Source organism: Micromonospora sp. URMC 105 (assembly GCF_051386295.1).
Lineage (GTDB): Bacteria > Actinomycetota > Actinomycetes > Mycobacteriales > Micromonosporaceae > Micromonospora.
The window spans coordinates 1-19076 of sequence record NZ_JBPQTL010000106.1; the positions used below are offsets into that span (position 1 = coordinate 1).

Here is a 19076-nt window from a genome sequence, read left to right on the forward strand (position 1 = left end):
CCGGCCCGGCTGCGCTCCGGTCCCCGGGTCGGTGCGCTGATCGTCGCCGGTGGGCTGGCCCAGGTGGGCGTCCTGGCCACCCTGCTGGTCGCCGGGGGCGCGGTGGCCCGCTCGCTGCCCGCGTGGCGGGGCGCGGCCGCCGGCCCGGCCTACGGCTGGGGCTGGCAGCTTCCGGTCGCCGTCGCGCTGACCGCCGCCGCGATCGGCCTGCTGCTGCCCCGGGCCGCCCGCTCGGTGACCGCCCTCGCCGGTGTCGCGCTGACCGCCTTCGCCCTGCCGGCGGTAGCTGCCACGTCGTGGCCGGCGGCGCTCGCCGTGGACCTCGCCGTCGGGGCGGGGCTGCTGCTCGCCGTCGTCCACCCGGGTCGCCGCACCCCGGCCGTGCTGGTCGGCTCCCTGGCCGGCGCCGCGCTGCTCGGGCACGCGTTGCTGGTGGCGCTGGCCGCCCCGGGCGGCATGCTGGCGGCGCTCGGGGTGCTGCTGCCCGCCGGGCTCACGGTGGCGGCCCTCGCCCGCCGGGGGACCCCGGCGCAGCACGCCGTCGCCGGGAGCGGGCTCGCGGTGGCGCTGCTCGCCGGGCCGGCGGGGACGGTCGTCGCGCTCCTCGCCGCCGGGTCGCCGCCCTGGTGGCAGCTGCGGGCCGGATTCGCCGCCGTCGTGCTGCCGCTGGTCGCGCTCGGCGCGGTCCGCCGCCACTGGCCCGACCTCGACGGGTACGCCTCGACCGCGACCGCCGTGGCGCTCGGCGTGGGCGGCCTGGCGCCGGTGGTCGTACCGGCCGCCGAGCCGGTCACGCTCTACGCCGCGCTCGCCGCGCTGGCGCTGGCGGTCGTCGACCGGGACGCTCCGGCGTCGGTCGCCGGGCGGGCGGTGGGCGCCGTCCTGGCGGTGGTCGCCACGCTCGCCGCCGCCCCGGTGGCCCTGACGGCACTCTTCTCCCCGTACGACGGGGCGGTCGAGCCCTGGGCGGGCGTACCCGCGACCGCGCCGCTGCCCGGCGGTTGGCCCGCCGGGGCGGCCCTGCTGGTGCTGGCCGCCGCCGGGCTGGCCGCCCGGCAGGCCCAGGCCGGCCGGGCCGTCGTGGCCCTGCCGGCGCTGCCCTTCGCCGCCGCCGCGCTGCCGGTGCTGCTGGTCACCGCCGGTGCGCCCTGGCCGGTGGTGCCCGCGGTGGCGCTGCTCATCGGCCTGGCCGCCCTGCTGGCCGCCGCGCTGTCGCCCCCGCGTCCCCTGCTGGGCGCGGTGGCGGTGCCGGTCGGGCTGCTCTGGACCCTGGCCGGGCTGACCGGGCTCGCCGCCACCCGGGCCGGCACCCTCGCCGGCCTGGCCCTGCTGGTCGTGGCGGCGGTGGTGGCCGGCGTCGCCGGGCGGCGCGCCGAGGTGCGGCTGACCGGCTGCCTGGTGGCGGTCGGCGCGGCGACCGGCCTCGCGGTGACCGCGTCGCTGGCCGCCGGGCTGCCGCTGCACACCGCCGGCTTCGCCGTGCTCGCGGTGGCGGCGGCGGCGCTCTCCGTCGCGCCGCCGCTGGCCCGGCGCACGCCGGTCGCCGGGCGGGCAGCGGAGGGGGCCGCGCAGGCCGTGGCGCTGGTGGCGCTGCTGCTCACCGCGCCCGCCCCGCGCCAGGCGGCGGCGGTCTGCGTGCTCTGGGGCGTGGCGGTGGCGCTGCGGGTGCTGCGCCGGGGCGAGTCCGCCGAGCGGCGGTGGGCCTTCGCGGGCATCGCCGGCGGCAGTGAGCTGCTCGGCGCCTGGCTGCTGCTCGCCGACGGCGGCGTGGTGCTGCTGGAGGCGTACACCCTGCCGGCGGCGGCGCTGGCGCTGGTCGCCGGAGTGGTTGCTCTGCGTAGCCGACCGGGGCTGACCAGCTGGCCGGCGCTCGGCCCGGGGCTCGCCGCCGGGCTGCTGCCCGGCCTGGTGTCGGTGCTGGTCGCCCCCGAACCGCAGCCCTGGCGACGGCTGCTGCTCGGGGTCGCGGCGCTGGGCGTGGTGCTCGCCGGGGCTACCCGGCGCTGGCAGGCGCCGGTGGTGCTCGGGGGCACGACGCTGGCTCTGCTGGCCCTGCACGAGCTGGTCCGGGGCTGGGACCTGCTGCCCCGGTGGATCTTCCTGGCGGCGGGCGGGTTCGCGTTGATCGCCCTCGCCGCCACGTACGAGCGGCGTCGGCGGGACCTGACCCGGCTGCGCGCGGCCGTCGGCCGGATGGGCTGAGGTAGGGGCAACACCACCTCGAATCGGGGTGTTGCCATGATTACGCCGCGCAACCGTCGCCGCGACAATTCAGGTGGGCCCGCCAACGGGTGCGGCCCGGACCGAGGACAGGGGAGCGGAGATGGCGCGTTCAGCGGTGGCGGACCAACCGGTACGACGCGGCAGTGACTACGCGGTGTTGTCCCGACGGATCAACGAGGCCGGCCTGCTGGAACGCCGTCCCGGCCGGTACGCGACGCGGATCGCGCTGACCGCCGGCTTCTTCCTGGCGGGCTGGGCCGCGGTGGTGGCGGTCGGGGACTCGTGGGCGCAGCTGCTGATGGCGGTGGTCATGGCCGTCGCCACCACCCAGGTGGCCTTCCTCGGCCACGACGCCGGGCACCGCCAGATGTTCCGCCGCCGTGGCCCGAGCGAGCTGGCCGGCCTGCTCGCCGGCAACCTGTCGGTCGGACTGAGCTACGGCTGGTGGGTCGACAAGCACAACCGGCACCACGCCAACCCGAACCACACCGACGAGGACCCGGACGTCGGCGGCGGCGCGCTGGTCTGGACGTACGAGCAGGCCGCGGCGACCCCGCCCTACCTGCGCTGGCTGGCGCGGCGGCAGGCCTGGCTGTTCTTTCCGATGCTGCTGCTGGAGGGCTTCCACCTGCACGTGGCCAGCATCCGGGCGCTGGTCGGCCGGTCGGGCGGCGGCTGGTCCACGCCGATGCGGCACCGGGGCGTGGAGGGGCTGCTGCTCGTCGCGCACACCGTCGGCTACCTGGGGCTGATCTTCGCGGTGATGTCGCCGGCGAAGGCGCTCGCCTTCATCGCCATCCACCAGGGACTCTGGGGCCTCTACATGGGCTGCGCGTTCGCCCCGAACCACAAGGGCATGCCGATGCCGACGGAGGACGACGACCTGGACTACCTGCGCAAGCAGGTGCTCACCTCGCGCAACGTGCGGGGCGGGCGGGTCGTCGACGTCGCGCTGGGCGGGCTCAACTACCAGATCGAGCACCACCTGTTCCCGAACATGCCCCGGGGCAACCTGCGGCGGGCGCAGCCAATCGTGCGGGCGTACTGCGCCGAGCGCGACGTGCCGTACGCCGAGACCGGGCTGGTGGAGTCGTACCGGCAGGCGCTGGCGCACCTGCACGAGGTGGGCCGGCCGCTGCGCGGCTGACCCCGCGTACGCGCGTCGGGGTGCGGGGCGGTCAGCCGCCGAACGCCTTGATCAGCTCCGCCGGAGCCTCCTGGGTCTGGGCGGCCGGCGGCTTCTGCGGGGCGACGGCCGCGCCGAAGTCCGTGTAGGTGGTCTTCAGCTTGCCGGCCGCGGGGGACAGCACGGTGGTGTCGACGACCAGCTCGATCAGCCGGCCCTGGTCGTCGGTTTTTGCGGTGAACGGCACCGCCTTGGCCTTGGCGCCGAGCGCCTTGATGCCCTTGTCGTCCGGCTTGGCCTTGCTGTAGTCCAGGGTGCCGGCGAAGGCGTGGTCGCCGGTCTTCTCGACCTCGGTGACCCCCTTGATCATCTGTCGGGCGCCGCCCGGGTCGCCGTCCGGCATCAGGTTCATCTGGCCGCTGGCGCCGAGCTTGGTGGCGTCCATGTGCAGCCACTTCTTCGGCGCGCCGGCCATCCCGCTGATCTTCATCCAGGCGTCGTCGCCGAGGGTGATCATCCGGACCTTGCCCTGGCTGCCCATGTCGAGGGTCATGTCCATCGCCTTGGTGCGCGGGTCCATCAGGCCGCCGCCGTTGAGCACCGACGACGAGATGGTGGCCCGGACGCTGGCCTCGTTGAGCTTGAGCGCCGCGGCGGTCAACTCGTCGAGCGGGGCGGTCTTCGCACTGCTGCTCGGTGCGACGCTCGCGGCGCTGCCGCCGGCGGCTGGAGCGTCCGCTCCGGTCTGGTTGCCGCAGCCGGTCAGCAGACCCAGCGCGGCGACGAGCGCGACCCCCGTGGTCGCCAGCCGTCGAGTGTTCATTGTGGATTTCTCCTCGTGAAGGGTGGGCCGGCGCGGTGCGTGCCGCCCGCACCGGCCGGGCCGTCGGTCAGCGTAGCGGGCGGAAGCGACAGTCGGGCGTCGATGTCCACCCGTCGTCGCCGTCGGTGACCCGCCGGGCACACCCGGTTCGGCAGGCCGGCCGGGCTGCGGCGGGTCCGGCCCGCCCGATCCGGTCCCGGTAGGGTCGGGCCATGACAGACCTGCTCACCGCCGAGGCGGTGCAAGAGAAGCTGGGCGGGCTGGCGGACTGGTCGGGCGACCCGACTCAGATCAGCCGCGTGGTCGAGCTGGACAGTTTTCCGGCGGCCATCGCGGTGGTCGACCGGGTGGCGGAGGTGGCCGAGCGACTCGACCACCACCCCGACATCGACATCCGGTGGCGGACCGTGACCTTCCGCTGCGTCACCCACTCGGCCGGTGGCGTCACCGACCGGGACGTGGAGCTGGCGCGCCAGATCGACGACATCGTCCGGAGCGCCCGATGAGATTCGAGATCAGCAAGGTCCTGGACGCCATCGAGGGGCGGGTCTGCACCGACCCGTCGCTGGCCCGGGCGGTCCTCGACCTCGCCGAGGTGATCCGCTACCAGGACCTCGACGGAGGCCGGCCGGCCAGCCTGCTGCGGCTGGGCATGGTGATCGACGCCCTTTCCCGCGAGCTGGAGGAGGACAGCGTCCCGGTCTACGCCGTGGTGCACCGGGCGTTGCTCTCCGACGCGGACCTCACCTCCAACGAGCGGATGGTGGTCCGGCGCTGGGCCGACGACGGCCTGGTCGAGGTGCTGGACAATCCGGGCGACCGGATGCTGGAGGTGGCCGACCTGCTCGGCCTGCCGGTGCTCACCCGGGTCCGCCTCGACGGCCTGCGCGGCCGGTTCCCGTGGCTGGTGGAGCAGCCGGGGCGGGTGCTCGCGCCGGTGCCCGGCGCCGGTGGCCCGGTCTTCGTCGCCCACGTCGGCGGTGCCCCGACCCCGGTCGAGGGGGACCGCTCGCCGGTCGGGGCGAAGCTGCTGGCCCGGCAGTGGCGCTGCCCGGAGCCGGGCTGCGCGCTCTTCGGCGGCGGCGGGGGCGGCGGCGCCTTCGCCGACCTGGCCCGGGTCGAGCGTGCGCCCGCCGGCCAGCCGCCACCGTCGCTGCGCAACGGGGTGCCCACCTGCCCCCGGCACGGCACCCGGCTCGGCGACGCCGGGCCGCGCCCCCGCAGCGAGGTGCTGGCGGTGCGGATCGGCGGGCTGGTCCGGCGGCGGTTCGTGCTCACCGAGGAGCAGCCGGTGCTGGTCGGGCGGGCGCCCGAGAGCAACGGCGGGATCGTGCTCGGCCAGTGGCTCAACGACGAGGCCCGACGCTGGATCAGCCGTAACCACATCCGGCTGGAGCTGCGGGTCGGTGAGGTGATCGTGACCGACGTGAGCACCAACGGCTCCGGCATCCGCCCGAACGGCTCGATGACCGAGGCGGAGCGTATCCCGCTCGCGCCGAACCAGTCCCGGGTGCTCGGCGGCGCCGACATGGTGGAGCTCTACCCGGGCGTCCAGGTCGGCCGGGCCAAGGAACTGCCCACCGGCGCCCCGTTCACCCCGACCTCGGTGATGGCCGAGGCGCCCACCATGGCGATGCGCCTGCCCCGCGCCTGAGCAACCGCGCAGACGACGGCGGGCGCCGGGACCGTGGTCCCGACGCCCGCCTCTCGCGTACGAGGTGTCAGCCGGCCAGCACGGCGGCGAGCTGGGCCACCGCGTGGTCGATCTCGTCCTCGGTGATCACCAGTGGCGGGGCCAGCCGGATGGTGGAGCCGTGGGTGTCCTTGGCCAGGACGCCCCGCTCCATCAGCCGCTCACAGGCCTGACGGCCGCTCATCAGCGCCGGGTCGATGTCCACCCCGGCCCAGAGGCCCCGGACCCGGACGGCGACCAGACCCTTGCCGAGCAGCCCCTCCAGGCCGGCGCGCAGCCGCGCGCCCAGCTCGGCGGAGCGGCGCTGAAACTCGCCGGTGGCCAGCAGCCGGACCACCTCGGTGGCGACCGCGCAGGCCAGCGGGTTGCCGCCGAAGGTCGAGCCGTGCTGGCCCGGCTTCAGCACGCCCAGCACGTCGGCGTTCGCGGCGACCGCGGAGACCGGCACGATGCCGCCGCCGAGCGCCTTGCCCAGCAGGTACATGTCCGGCACGACGCCCTCGTGGTCGCAGGCGAAGGTGCGCCCGGTCCGGCCCAGGCCGGACTGGATCTCGTCGGCGATGAAGAGCACGTTGCGCTCGGTGCAGACCCGGCGCACGCCCGGCAGGTAACCCTCCGGCGGCACCACGACGCCCTGCTCGCCCTGAATCGGCTCCAGCAGCACCGCGACGGTGTTCTCGTCGATCGCGGCGGCCAGCGCCTCCAGGTCGCCGTAGGGGACGACCGTGAAGCCCGGGGTGTACGGCCCGAAGTCGGCGCGCGCGTCCTCGTCGGTGGAGAAGCTGACGATGGTGGTCGTCCGGCCGTGGAAGTTGCCCTCGGCGACCACGATGTTGGCCTGGCCGGGGGTGACGCCCTTGACCTGGTAGCCCCACTTGCGGGCGACCTTGACGCCGGTCTCGACCGCCTCGGCGCCGGTGTTCATCGGCAGGACCAGGTCCTTGCCGCACAGCTCGGCCAGCTCCCGGCAGAAGTCGGCGAACTGGTCGTGGATGAACGCGCGGCTGGTGAGCGTCAGCTTGTCGAGCTGCTCGTGCGCGGCCCGGATCAGCGTCGGGTGCCGGTGGCCGAAGTTCAGGGCCGAGTAGCCGGCCAGGCAGTCCAGGTAGCGACGGCCGTCCACGTCGGTGAGCCAGGCGCCCTCGGCGGAGGAGATCACCACCGGCAGCGGGTGGTAGTTGTGCGCGGTGTGCTTCTCCGCGTCCCGTACCGCGGCCGGAGTCCGCAGCATGTCCTCGATCACTTGCTCGCCTTTCCCTGACGGAGTCGCAACGTGCAGCACTTCGGTCCGCCGCCGGCCTTGCGCAGCTCGGACAGGTCGATACCGATGGTTTCGTAGCCCCGGTCGCGCAGCTTCGCGGCCAGGTCGGTGGCCTGCGCCGGCAGCACCACGTGCCGGCCGTCGCTGACCGCGTTCAGCCCCAGCACCTCGGCGTCGGCCATGGTGGCGTGCACCGCGTCCGGGAAGAGCCGGCGCAGCACCGCCCGGCTGCCGGGAGAGAACGCCTCCGGAAGGTACGCCACGGTCCGCTCGTCGAGCACGGTCAGGGCGGTGTCCAGGTGGTAGAAGCGCGGGTCGACCAGCTGCATCGTGATCACCGGGTAGCCGAAGACCTCCTGCAGCTGCGCGTGCGAGGCGTGCGCGGTGCGGAAGCCGGTGCCGGCCAGCAGGTAGTCGCCGACCAGCAGGACGTCGCCCTCGCCCTCGTTGACGTGCTTCGGGTCGTACATCTCGAAGCCGGCGGCCTCGAACCAGGCGCGGTAGGCGGGGGCCTCGTCGGCGCGCTGCGGGTCGCGGAACTGCACCGCCATGGCCTTGTCGTCGATCACCGTGCCACCGTTGGCCGCGAAGACCATGTCCGGCAGGCCGGCGACCGGCTCGATCAGCTCGACGGAGTGGCCCAGGTCGAGGTAGGTCTGGCGCAGCTGCTCCCACTGCCGGATGGCGAGGTCGGCGTCGACCGGTGCGGTCGGGTCCATCCACGGGTTGATGGCGTAGTCGACGGCGAAGTACGTCGGCCGGCACATCAGGAAGCGCTGGCTGCTGGCGTCCATCGTCATGTCCTGCTCCTGGGGGTCGGGCGCGCCCGGCCACCTCGGCCGACGGGCTGGCGCCGTTCGTCAACGGTATGCGGGACCGGCCGACGACATCCACCGCCGAGAGTTGCGTACGCCGACGGATCGTTGCGTCTAGCGCCCGGCGGGCGGCGATGTGTTGCGTTCACGCTCACCCAGGCGAAACGACGCCGGGGCCGCCACCCCCGTGACGGGAGATGACGGCCCCGGATGCGCTTCGGGGGCGGCGAACCGCCGCCCCCGAAAGGATGCGTGCCCGGCTGGTGAACCACCAGGCTGGTCGGGCGTCGCCGGCGCACCACCGGCGAGCGGGAAAGTGCCCGTCAGAAGCGGTCCACAAACTGTGAGTCGAGCCACTCCCGGAACCGAGCCACCCAGTCGCCGTCGGTGGTCGGCCAGTCGAACTGGCCGGTCATCGCGACCACGCCGAGCACCACGGCGGCCAGGCCGAGCAGGATGCCGATCAGCGCGTCGGTCTTGCCGGCCACGTGCCGCCGCCGGGTCGCCATCAGGCCGAGGACGGAGAGCACCGCGCCGGCCGCGCCGACCGCGATGCCGTACCCGGCCAGGGTGCCGGTGAGCACGAACAGCGCACCGACCACGGAGACGATCAGACCCAGGGTGGCCAGCAAGCTGGCCCGCGGCTTCGGGCCGGCGACCACCGGGGTCTCCCGCCGGGCCTCGTCGCGGTCCACGGTGCGGGTCGCGTCGCGGTCGTGGTTCAGGTCGACGGTCCGCTCCGCAGCGGGGTCCGCCAGGGGCGTGGCCGCTCGGGTGTCCGGGTCCGCGCCGGTCAGCCGGTCCGGGGTACGGCGGGGCTCGTCGTCGACCGGGGCGACCCGGCCGGACGGTCCACCCGGCGAGGTCGGGCGGATCATGGCGGCGCGGGCCAGCGCGCCGCGCTCGGCGGCCCGGCGCTCCGCGTCGGCGTCGCGCTCGCCGTCGCCGGCCAGCGCGCTGCTGCGGTACGTCGTCTGCTCGGCGTCCCGGTCGGTGACCACCGGCTGGCCGGCCGGGCGGTCGCCGCCGACCCGGTCTATTCCGTCGACGCGGCCGTCACCGTTCTGGTCGGTCGTGGGCGCCGGCTCGGTCCGGCGCGACAGCGAAGGAATCTTCATCTCGAACACCTCCTGATGGGTGCGTGGAGGCCTCGGAAGCGCCGGTGGGCTGCCACGCGTATCACCGCGGTGGTACCCAGCCGTCCGATCCGCCACACCCGGGCTACCGTTGCCGGCGTGCCAGAGGGACACACCATCCACCGCCTGGCGGCCCGGCACGCCGAGCTGTTCGCCGGCGACAAGGTGACCGCCGCCAGCCCGCAGGGCCGCTTCGCCGAAGGCGCCGCCCGGCTCTCCGGCACCGTCCTCGACGGCACCGAGGCGTACGGCAAGCACCTGCTGCACCACTACGCCGGTGAGCTGACCCTGCACGTGCACCTGGGCCTGTACGGCAAGTTCAGCGACGGGCCGGGGGAGCCGCCGCCCCCGGTCGGGCAGGTCCGGTTGCGGCTCGCCGGCGACCGGCACTGGCTCGACCTGCGCGGCCCCACCGCCTGCGAGCTGCTCACCCCGCCCGAGGTGGTAGCGCTGCGCGAGCGGCTCGGCCCCGACCCGCTGCGCGCCGACGCCGACCCGGCACGGGCCTACCAGCGGATCCGGCGCAGCCCCACCCCGCTCGCCGCGCTGCTGCTGGACCAGTCGGTGGTGGCCGGCACCGGGCTGATCTTCGTCACCGAGGCGCTGTTCCGGGCGGGGTTGTCGCCGACGCTGCCCGGCCGGGAGCTGACCCCGGCCGGCTGGGACACGCTCTGGGCCGACCTGGTCGCGCTGATGACGCTGGCCGTCGCGCGCGGCCGGATCGACACCGTCCGCGACGCGCACCTGCCGGAGGCGATGGGGCGCCCGGCCCGCGTCGACCGGCACGGCGGCGAGGTGTACGTCTACCGCCGCCCCGGCGACCCCTGCCACGTCTGCGCCACGCCGGTCAGCCAGGGCGCGCTGGCCGGGCGCAACCTCTACTGGTGCGCCACCTGCCAGGCCGGCTGACCCCGCTCAACCGCCGTCGAGCAGCCAGCGGACCGACTCGACCTGGTTCGGGAAGACGACCTCCCCGTCGGTGCTCCAGGCCAGCGTCTGCGCGATCGCCCAGCCCCGGACCCGTTCCCGGTCCAGCCCCAGCACGCCGGTGACCCGGTCCAGCCGCCGCCGGAGCGCCGCAGGCGAGTGACCCAGCTCCGGGCCGCGCACGATCGGCACCGCCCCGAACTCCCGCTCGCCGACCAGCGGCTTCGGGTCGATCACCAGCCACGGCTCGCGGGTCGCGCGCAGCACGTTTCCGGCGTGCAGGTCCTGGTTCACCAGCACCTGTTCACCCTGGTCGTCGACGAGGTCGGCGAGCCGGCCGAGCGCGGCGTCGAGCAGCCGCCGCTCGTACGGCCGGCCGGCCCGCTCCCAGTTCCCCGGCAGCCGCTCCCGCCAGCCGCCCGCCTCCTCGGCGAGCGTGGTGAACGGCGCGCCGGCCGGCCGCCACAGCCGGGGCAGCAGCCCGACCACCACGTCAAGCGCCTCGTCGGGTGGCAGCCGGTGCACCGGCGAGCCGGGCAGGCACCGCTCGATCAGCAGCGCCCGGCGCTGCGGGTCGTGGCCGAGCAGGCGTACCGCACCGTCGCCGGCCCAGTGCGCGAGCGCGTCGGCCTCGTGGCGGCTGTCCGGTTCCGGGTACTGGAGTTTCAGCACCGCCGCAGTGCCGTCGGGCAGCGTGGCGGGCATCGCCAGCGAGGCGAACGCGTACCGGAAGGGCGGCCCGAGCCGCAGCGACCAGCGCGCGGCGCACTCGTCGCGCCACCGGGGGAGTGTCGCCAGCCAGTCCGGGCCGGTCGGCCTCCGCCGCACCCAGGACAGTGCCTCCGGGATCTCCATCCGGCCATCCTGCCCGCCCGGCCCACCCTGTTACGGCGGCCACCCTGCCCCCGCCGCTCGGGCATTGCCGGTTCTGGGTGCGTTTCTTGTCGCCTGGACGGCAACAGATGCACCCAAACACGCGCCCGTGCCGGCTCGGCGTTGCCCGCCGGTGTCCCCGGCGACGACGGCGAGGGCGGTCAGCCCTGCGGGCGTCGCCCCGGGCGTTGCGGGTTCTGGGTGCGTTTCTTGTTGCCGGGACGGCAGGAGGTGCACCAAACCCGCGCTCGTGCGGGCTCGGCGTTGCCGGCTGTTGTCCCCGGCGACGACGGCGAGGGCGGTCAGATCCGCGGGCGTCGCCCTGGGCGCTGACGGTTCTGGGTGCGTTTCTTGTCGCCGGGACGGCAACAGTTGCACCCAAACCCGCGGCCGTGCGCGCTCGGCGTTGCCGGCCGGTGTCCCCGGCGACGACGGCGAGGGCAGCGAGACCCGCGTGGCTCTGGATGCGTTTGTTGTCGTCAGGACGGCAACAAACGCACCCGGAGTGCGCGGGGTCAGGGGCGCCAGCCGGCGGCCGTCAACGCGGCGCGTAGTTGGGCCGCCACCTCGTCGGGCCGGCAGCGGACGTCGAAGGCGGTGAATCGGAGAATGCGATCCCCCTCGATCCAGATCTGGTTCTGCCGCCGCAGGTCCGCCGCCCAGTACCGGACGTCCATGTGGTGCCCGCCGTCGACCTCGACGTGCAGGCCCCAGCGTCGCCAGTAGGCGTCCAGGTAGCGAACGCGCCCGTCGGCGTCGCGCCGCCGTTCCTGCCCCTCCGGGACAGGCAGACCATGCCGCCGGCAGAGCCGGACCAGATCGATCTCCGACAGCGCCTCGGCTCCGCCGGCGATGTCGCGCAGGGTCTGCCGGATCAGGAGCCGCCGGTGGACCCGTGGCATCCGCTGCAGCACCACGCCGATCTCGTCCGGCGTCGCCCGGCGCTGTTGGCAGCCGGCCGCCAGGATCTCCTGCGCCTGCTCGTCCGTGCGGGCCCACCCGGCCGCGTCCACCAGGGAACGCGCCATGCCGGTCCGGTCGGGGTGACCGCGCTGGCGGTCCTCGGCCGGCAGGTCGCGGGTGCGGCGGACCCGGACTGCCGGGAGCCCCGGTGGAAGCCGACGCAGCAGATCCGGCGCCCGCCGACCGTGCGGCACGAGCACGTCGACGATCTCGTACCGCCAGTGACCGCGCAGCCCGGCGGCCTGCGCCGCGGCCAGTCCCGCGAGGACGGCGCCCTCCCCGGCGGCGAGCACCGCCACCCACCACTGCTGTTCCCGGTGAAACGTCGCGTGCGGGTCGCCCACCCGGAGCAGCCCTCGGCAGATCCGGTGCCACTGTCGGGTGGCGAGGCGGTGCCGCACCGCCGACGGACCCAGCTCCCGGGTCGCCTGTCCCCAGGTGAGCACCCCCGACTGGGTGAACAGCAACCAGTCCAACCCCGACGCGTCGTCACCCGGCATCCGCATTCCGCCATGACACCGGGCTTCGGGTGCAACGGTTGTCGTCCGGGCGACAAGAACTGCACCCGAAGCCGACAGGGTGCGGTCAGCGGGCCAGGGCGTCGACGGCCTTGCGGGCGGCGATCAGCACCGGGTCCCACACCGGCGCGTACGGCGGGGCGTAGCCGAGGTCCAGCGCGGTCATGTCGTCCACGGTCATGCCGTTCCAGAGCGCCACGGCCAGCGCGTCGATCCGCTTGGCCGCCTCGGAACGGCCGACGATCTGCGCGCCGAGCAGCCGCCCGGTGGGACGCTCGGCGATCAGCTTGACGGTCATCGGGCGGGCTCCGGGGTAGTAGCCGGCCCGGCTGGTCGACTCGGCCTTGACCGTGATGAACTCGAAGCCGGCCGCCGAGGCTTCCCGCTCGCGCAGCCCGGTCCGCCCCACTTCCAGGTCGCAGACCTTGGTCACGGCGGTGCCGATGACGCCCGGGAAGGTGGCGTACCCGCCGCCGATGTTGATCCCGACGACCCGGCCCTGCTTGTTGGCGTGCGTACCGAGCGGGACGTGCACCGACATCCCGCTGACCCGGTGCAGGGTCTCCACGCAGTCCCCGGCCGCCCACACGTCCGGCACTCCGGGCACCCGCATCCGCCGGTCCACCCGGATCCCGCCGGTGGTGCCCACCGGCAGGCCGGCGGCGGCGGCGAGCGCGGTGTTGGGGCTCACCCCGAGGCCCAGGACCACGAGGTCGGCCGGCAGCGACCCGTCGCTGGTGAGCACCGCGGCGACCCGGCCGTCGCGTTCGGAGAGCCCGGTCACCTCGACGCCGGTGCGGATCTCGATGCCGAGGCCGCGCATCGCCGTGGCGACCAGGGCGGCCATGTCCGGGTCGACGGTGGACATCGGCTGCTCGCCCTGCTCCACCAGGGTAACGGAGAGGCCCCGCTGGACCATCGCCTCGGCCATCTCGACCCCGATGTAGCCGCCGCCGACCACCACCGCCCGGCGCGGCTTCGGCTCGCCGTCCAGCCAGTCGCGCACCGCCGCGCCGTCGTCCAGGGTCTGCACGCCGAAGACGCCGGCCACGTCGCCGCGGGCCCAGTCGGGCTTCTTCGGCACCGCGCCGGTGGCGTACACCAGGGTGTCGAACCGCTCGCGCAGCTCGCCGCCGCGTTCCAGGTCCCGGGCGACGACCTCGCGGCGGTCCAGGTCGATGCCGGTGACCTCGGTGCGGATCCGCACGTCGATCTGGTGCTTGTCGCGGAAGGTCGCGGGGGAGCGGACGATCAGTTCGTCCCGCTCGGCGACCGTTCCGCTGATCCAGTACGGGATGCCGCACGCCGAGTACGAGGTGAAGTGTCCCCGCTCGAACGCGACAATCTCCAGGTCGTCCGCACCGCGGCGGCGGCGAGCCTGGGAGGCCGCGGCCATGCCCGCACCGTCCCCGCCGATGACGATCAGCCGTTGTGCCACGGTGACCAGTCTTCCACGTACGGGATCATCCGCGGGTCTGTCGCGCCACGTCCGCCACCACGTCCTCCAGCCGGCCCGTCCGGGCGAAGACGGCCCGCTGCCGGGCGGCGCCGCTGCCGTGCCGGCGCAGCCCGGCCAGCAGGTCGGTCACCTCGGCGAAGTCACCGTGGCTCTCCAGGGCCGGGCGTACCCGGTCGACCAGGGCGTCGAGCAGCGCCCAGGCCGGCCGCAGCTCGCCGTTGGTGAGGTCGACGCCCTCGCCCTCCAGCCCGTCGTGGGCGGCCCGCCAGTGCGCGGCGACCAGCAGGTGGTGATCGGTGTTGACCGCCGGCCGGCCCTCGGCGATGTCCGTCATCGCGGTCGCCACCATGGCCCGGACCATGGCCGCGACCAGCACCGCGTCGTCCAGCGACGGGCAGACGTCGCCGATGCGGATCTCCACCGTCGGGTACTTCGCCGACAGCCGGGCGTACCAGTAGAGCATCCCCTCGTCGAGCATCACGCCGCTGGCGATGAGCTGCCGGATCAGTCGCTGGTAGTGCTCGTGCGACTCCAGGAACGGGGTGGGTGCGACCGACGGCCAGTGCTCCCACTCGACGGAGCGCCAGCTGGCGTAGCCGGTGTCCTCGCCCCGCGCGAACGGGGAGTTGGTGGTCACCGCGTGCAGCACGGGCAGCCAGGGCCGGACGTGGTTGAGCACCTGGACGCCGGTCTCCGGATCGGGGACACCGACGTGCACGTGCATGCCGTTGTTGCCGGGGCCCGGCACCAGCAGCCGGAACCGCTCGATCATCTGGTCGAAGCGGGGCTTGTCGACGACCGGCGGGACCGGGCCCTCGACCGGGCCGGTGCCGATGGCGAGCAGCCGGACGCCGGCGCGTTCGGCGGCGTCGGCGAGCGCGGCCCGCAGCACGCCGAGGGAGTGGCGGATCGAGCTCAGTTCCAGCCCGGGCGGGCTGCCGATCTCGATCTGGCTGGTCTGGAACTCCCGCTCCACCTGGCCGCGCAGCTCGGCCGGCACCTGCTCCATCACCAGGTCGACGGCGGGCACCGCGGCGCCGGTGTGCGGGTCGACGAGCAGGAACTCCTCCTCGACACCCACCGTGAGCAGATCGGTGCCGTTCGGGGCCGTCGGGCTCGCCTCCGCCACCTGGCTGGTCATCGCGCCACCACCGTCCGTTCGCGCCGGGCACGGTCCGTCCGCGCCGGTCGGGCTCTGGTTACCCAACGTGGCGGCGGCGGAAAACGTCGCTCTCGCGCGTCGTGGCGCGTGTCGCCGATCCGGCGAGGTGGGTGGACGACGGACCCTAGGCTGATCTGCGTGCCGGGTCTGCTGGTGGCGGTGACGGGTCTGTGGGCGTACACGCTCACCGAGCTGACGCTGCTCGGCCAGCGCCCGGCCGAGCTCCTCGCCGGCGCGGCGGTGGTGGCCGCGCTGCTGCTCGCGGCGCTGCTGGCGGCGCGGCCCCGCCGGGTGGCCGGGCCGGCCCGTGCTGGCCGGCGGGCGGTGGGGCTGCGGGAGCGGGCCCGCCGGCGGCGGGTGCCCCGCCAGGTCGATCCGGACGCGGCCGGCCGGCCCCGTCCCCGGGCACCGGGGCGGCGTCCCTCGGCCGGGTGGCGCCCGGTCGCGGGCTGAACCCGCGCGTCGTCGCCCGGCCGATTCCGTCGTCATCCGTCCCGCCGGACACCACCGCGGGACATCCGGAATCGGACCGAGGGGTCACTCCATGCTCGCCTTCTCACCCGTGCACGACGCGGTGGTCGCCGCCGGCGCCGCCGTCACCTGGCTCTCCGACGCGCTCGCGCCGCTGACCGGCGGGGCCGCCACCGCCGCCGCCATCGTCCTGTTCACCATCGCCGTCCGGCTGCTGATCTCGCCGCTCACCCTGGCCCAGGTCCGCGGCGAGCGGCGCCGCACGGCGCTCGCCCCCGAGGTCCGCGAGCTCCAGCAGCGGTACGCCGACGACCCGGCCCGGTTGCAGTCGGAGCTGTTCGGGCTCTACCGGCGGGCCGGCGCCAGCCCGGTCGCCGGTTGCCTGCCGGCCCTGCTCCAGGCCCCGTTCTTCCTGGTCATGTACCGGCTCTTCGCCACCGGCGAGGGTGGGGCCGGGCTGCTGGACGAGCGGCTGGCCGGGGTGCCGCTGGGCTGGCACCTGGGCGACGGCCTCTCCGGCCCGGTGGTGCTGGTCTTCGGCGCGCTGCTGGTGGTGCTGACCGGCCTGGCCTGGTTCTCGTCCCGTCGGGCGAAGCGCGCCGCGGCGGCGACCGGCACGGTGGCCGGTTCGCCGATCGAGGGCCCGGGCGCGGCCACCCTGGGCCGGCTGATCCCGCTGCTGCCGTACGCGACGGTGCTGGTGGCGCTGGTGGTGCCGCTGGCGGCGGTGCTGTACCTGGTGACCACGACGGCGTGGACCGCGCTGGAGCAGGTGGTGTTGCGCCGGCCGCAGCCGCAAGCCATCGACAAGCGTTGACATCTGTCCGGGAGTCGGCGTACAAATCGCTCTGAGAGCGCTCTCTCGACCCGTCCCCGCAGAGAGGCACCCCGATGAACCCTGTCCCGGCGGCCCCCGCCGCCCCCCTGCGCCGCCGGTCCCGCCGACGGTTCCCCCTGGCCGTCGCGCTCGCCGTCACCACCACCGCGCTGGCCGGCGTGACGGTGACCGCGCACGCCGCCGTCCCGCCGCCTCCGTCCGGCTGGAACCTGGTGTGGAGCGACGACTTCACCGGCGGCGCCGGCACCCTGCCGTCGTCCGCCAACTGGATCATCGACACCGGCACCAGCTACCCGGGCGGCCCGCCCAACTGGGGCACCGGCGAGATCCAGACGTACACCGCCAGCACCACCAACCTCGCCCACGACGGCGCCGGCAACCTGCGGATCACGCCGGTCCGGGACGCCGCCGGCCGGTGGACCTCGGCCCGGATCGAGACGGTCCGCACCGACTTCAAGCCGCCCGCCGGGGGAGTGCTCGCCATCGAGGGGCGGATTCAGATGCCCAACGTCACCGGGGCGCAGGCCGCCGGGTACTGGCCGGCGTTCTGGGCGCTCGGCTCGCCGTACCGGGGCAACTACCAGAACTGGCCGGGCATCGGCGAGTTCGACGTGATGGAGAACGTCAACGGGCTGAACCAGGTCTGGGGCGTGCTGCACTGCGGGTACGCCCCGGGCGGCCCGTGCAACGAGTTCAGCGGGCTCGGCAACTCGCGGCCCTGCCCCGGCAGCACCTGCCAGTCCGCCTTCCACACCTACCGGTTCGAGTGGGACGCCTCGGTCAGCCCTGCGCAGTTGCGCTGGTACGTCGACGGGCAGCTCTACCACACCGTCGGGCAGCAGCAGGTCGGCGAGCCGTACTGGACCCAGATGACCAACCACGCGGGCTACTTCCTGCTGCTCAACGTCGCGATGGGCGGCTCGTTCCCGAACGGGGTGGCCGGCTACGCCACGCCGACCGCCTCGACCGTCTCCGGCCGCTCGATGCTGGTCGACTACGTGGCGGTCTACCGCCGGGGGACGTCGACGCCGCCGCCGACCACCCCGCCACCGTCGGGTGGGGTGGACGCGTACTCCACGATCCAGGCCGAGGCGTTCACCGGTCAGAACGGGGTGATCGTCGAGGCATGCACCGAGGGCGGGCAGAACATCGGCGCGCTGCGCAACGGTGACTGGGTCCGCTACGACAACGTCGACTTCGGGGCGACCCCGCCGCGCGACTTCGTCGCCCGGGTGGCCTCCGGGGCGGCCGGCGGGGTGAGCGGCCTGGTCGAGGTGCGCCTGGACAGCCCGACCAGCGCGCCGATCGGCAGCTTCGCCATCGCCAACACCGGCGGCTGGCAGAGCTGGCGCTCGGTACCCGGCAACGTCGCCGGCACCGTGACCGGGCGGCGCACCGTCTACCTGACCTTCAGCAGCGGCCAGCCCGCCGACTTCGTCAACGTCAACTGGTTCACCTTCCGGCGCTGACGCCACCGGGGCCCGCGTCGGCGTACGCGGGCCCCGATCGGTGGTGCGACCACTCTGGACAGAATCAGTTAACAGTCTTAATAATAAGCGCGCACGTCGACATCCATGGATCAATGGCAGTCCGGAGGGTCGCATGACGCGTTCCAGAACCCTGCTCCTTTCCCTGGTCGCCGCCCTGGCCGCGACCCTCGGCGCGGCCTGGGTCGCGCTGCCCGCGTACGCGGCCGGGGCAACCGCCGGCTTCACCAGGACCGCCGACTGGGGCAGCGGCTGGGAGGGGAAGTACACGATCACCAACGGCGGCTCCAGCACCATCTCCGCCTGGACGGTCTCCTTCGACCTGCCCGCCGGGACCACCGTCGGCACCTACTGGGACGCGCTGCTCACCAGCTCCGGCCAGCGGTACACCTTCACCAACCGGTCCTGGAACGGCACCGTCGCCCCGGGCGCCTCGGTGTCGTTCGGTTTCCTCGCCTCCGGCTCCGGGACCCCGGCCAACTGCCAGCTCAACGGGGCGCCCTGCGGTGGCAGCACCACCCCGCCCACCACGCCGCCACCCACCACTCCGCCGCCGACCACCCCGCCGCCCACGACTCCGCCGCCGACCACTCCGCCGCCCACCGGCGGGCTGCCGAAGCACCTGCTCACCGGCTACTGGCACAACTTCGACAACCCGGCGGTCGAGCTGCGACTGCGCGACGTCCCCACCGAGTACGACATCGTCGCGGTCTCCTTCGCCGAGGCCACCGCCACGCCCGGGGCGGTCACGTTCGCCGTCGACCCGGGCCTGTCGGCCGCCCTCGGCGGCTACTCCGACGCGCAGTTCAGCGCCGACGTGCAGACCCTGCGCTCGCGCGGCCAGAAGGTGATCCTCTCCGTCGGCGGCGAGACCGGCCGGGTCGCGGTCAACGACGCCGCCTCGGCCACCGCCTTCGCCGACACCGTCCACGCCCTCATCGGCCGGTACGGCTTCGACGGGGTCGACATCGACCTGGAGAACGGGCTCAACCCGACGTACATGGCCCAGGCGCTGCGCGCCCTGCGGGCCAAGGTCGGCGCCGGCCTGATCATCACGATGGCACCGCAGACCATCGACATGCAGTCGCCCACCACCGGCTACTTCAAGCTGGCGCTGGACATCCGGGACATCCTCACCGTGGTCAACACCCAGTTCTACAACTCCGGGGCGATGCTCGGCTGCGACCAGAACGCCGCGTACTCGCAGGGCACGGTGAACTTCATCGTCGCCCTGGCCTGCATCCAGCTGGAGGCGGGCCTGCGCCCCGACCAGGTCGGCCTGGGCCTGCCCGCCGGGCCGG

Annotated in this window: 17 protein-coding genes; 9 read left to right on the forward strand and 8 right to left on the reverse strand. The window is 74.6% G+C overall.

Translation table 11 applies throughout. The annotated features are described in order from the left end of the window. Both ACSNN7_RS24830 and ACSNN7_RS24835 read left to right on the forward strand, forming a co-directional pair. The coding region (locus ACSNN7_RS24830) for an SCO7613 C-terminal domain-containing membrane protein (RefSeq protein WP_436683347.1) at window positions 1-2202 on the forward strand (2202 nt) is incomplete at its 5' end. Between the two features lie 121 nt (window positions 2203-2323). Beyond that, a complete protein-coding gene (locus tag ACSNN7_RS24835) occupies window positions 2324-3370 on the forward strand; it encodes a fatty acid desaturase family protein (RefSeq protein ID WP_436683348.1) in 1047 nt (348 codons plus the stop codon). Window positions 3371-3401: 31 nt separating this feature from the next. Here ACSNN7_RS24835 and ACSNN7_RS24840 read toward each other — a convergent pair whose 3' ends face one another. Next, window positions 3402-4172, reverse strand: coding sequence for a hypothetical protein (locus ACSNN7_RS24840; protein WP_436683349.1), 771 nt, complete (start codon window positions 4170-4172; stop codon window positions 3402-3404). A 212-nt stretch (window positions 4173-4384) separates the two neighbouring features. Between ACSNN7_RS24840 and ACSNN7_RS24845 the strand changes: the two genes are divergently transcribed. Together ACSNN7_RS24845 and ACSNN7_RS24850 are read left to right on the forward strand one after the other, a co-directional pair. Beyond that, on the forward strand, window positions 4385-4678 hold the full coding sequence (locus ACSNN7_RS24845; RefSeq protein ID WP_436683350.1) for a 4a-hydroxytetrahydrobiopterin dehydratase: 294 nt from the start codon (window positions 4385-4387) through the stop codon (window positions 4676-4678). Continuing rightward, window positions 4675-5826, forward strand: a complete 1152-nt coding sequence (locus ACSNN7_RS24850; protein ID WP_436683351.1) for an FHA domain-containing protein — start codon at window positions 4675-4677, stop codon at window positions 5824-5826. Before ACSNN7_RS24845 ends, ACSNN7_RS24850 begins: the two co-directional genes overlap by 4 nt. Before the next feature lie 67 nt (window positions 5827-5893). On the opposite strand, the gene rocD is transcribed toward ACSNN7_RS24850, so the two are convergent. The 3 genes from rocD to ACSNN7_RS24865 form a co-directional block, all read right to left on the reverse strand. Further along, a complete protein-coding gene (rocD, locus tag ACSNN7_RS24855; protein ID WP_436683352.1) occupies window positions 5894-7108 on the reverse strand; it encodes an ornithine--oxo-acid transaminase in 1215 nt (404 codons plus the stop codon). Continuing rightward, a complete protein-coding gene (ddaH, locus tag ACSNN7_RS24860) occupies window positions 7105-7920 on the reverse strand; it encodes a dimethylargininase (RefSeq protein ID WP_436683363.1) in 816 nt (271 codons plus the stop codon). The genes rocD and ddaH overlap by 4 nt, the downstream gene beginning before the upstream one ends. 344 nt (window positions 7921-8264) lie before the next feature. Then, the gene (locus ACSNN7_RS24865) at window positions 8265-9059 is read right to left on the reverse strand and encodes a thrombospondin (protein WP_436683353.1); all 795 of its coding nucleotides are present in this window, start codon (window positions 9057-9059) and stop codon (window positions 8265-8267) included. 117 nt (window positions 9060-9176) lie between these two features. On the opposite strand from ACSNN7_RS24865, the gene ACSNN7_RS24870 reads away from it, so the two are divergent. Next, window positions 9177-9986, forward strand: coding sequence for an Fpg/Nei family DNA glycosylase (locus ACSNN7_RS24870; RefSeq protein ID WP_436683354.1), 810 nt, complete (start codon window positions 9177-9179; stop codon window positions 9984-9986). 6 nt (window positions 9987-9992) lie between these two features. Here ACSNN7_RS24870 and ACSNN7_RS24875 read toward each other — a convergent pair whose 3' ends face one another. The 4 genes from ACSNN7_RS24875 to ACSNN7_RS24890 all read right to left on the reverse strand — a co-directional run bounded on the left by ACSNN7_RS24875 (window position 9993) and on the right by ACSNN7_RS24890 (window position 14958). Then, entirely contained in the window at window positions 9993-10859 is an 867-nt protein-coding gene (locus ACSNN7_RS24875) for an aminoglycoside phosphotransferase family protein (RefSeq protein ID WP_436683355.1), read from the reverse strand. Window positions 10860-11392: 533 nt separating this feature from the next. Beyond that, the gene (locus ACSNN7_RS24880) at window positions 11393-12346 is read right to left on the reverse strand and encodes a hypothetical protein (RefSeq protein ID WP_436683356.1); all 954 of its coding nucleotides are present in this window, start codon (window positions 12344-12346) and stop codon (window positions 11393-11395) included. A gap of 79 nt (window positions 12347-12425) precedes the next feature. Then, window positions 12426-13796 carry an FAD-dependent oxidoreductase gene (locus tag ACSNN7_RS24885; RefSeq protein ID WP_436683357.1) on the reverse strand — a complete coding sequence of 457 codons (1371 nt, stop codon included), beginning with the start codon at window positions 13794-13796 and terminating at the stop codon, window positions 12426-12428. A gap of 25 nt (window positions 13797-13821) precedes the next feature. Then, window positions 13822-14958, reverse strand: a complete 1137-nt coding sequence (locus ACSNN7_RS24890; protein WP_436683358.1) for a carboxylate-amine ligase — start codon at window positions 14956-14958, stop codon at window positions 13822-13824. 159 nt (window positions 14959-15117) lie between these two features. Here ACSNN7_RS24890 and ACSNN7_RS24895 point away from each other — a divergent pair, with 159 nt between their 5' ends. The 4 genes from ACSNN7_RS24895 to ACSNN7_RS24910 form a co-directional block, all read left to right on the forward strand. Continuing rightward, entirely contained in the window at window positions 15118-15432 is a 315-nt protein-coding gene (locus ACSNN7_RS24895; protein WP_436683359.1) for a DUF6412 domain-containing protein, read from the forward strand. Between the two features lie 91 nt (window positions 15433-15523). After that, a complete protein-coding gene (locus ACSNN7_RS24900) occupies window positions 15524-16267 on the forward strand; it encodes a YidC/Oxa1 family membrane protein insertase (RefSeq protein WP_436683360.1) in 744 nt (247 codons plus the stop codon). A 74-nt stretch (window positions 16268-16341) separates the two neighbouring features. Next, window positions 16342-17757, forward strand: coding sequence for a carbohydrate-binding protein (locus ACSNN7_RS24905; protein WP_436683361.1), 1416 nt, complete (start codon window positions 16342-16344; stop codon window positions 17755-17757). 133 nt (window positions 17758-17890) lie between these two features. Further along, the coding region (locus ACSNN7_RS24910) for a cellulose binding domain-containing protein (protein WP_436683362.1) at window positions 17891-19076 on the forward strand (1186 nt) is incomplete at its 3' end.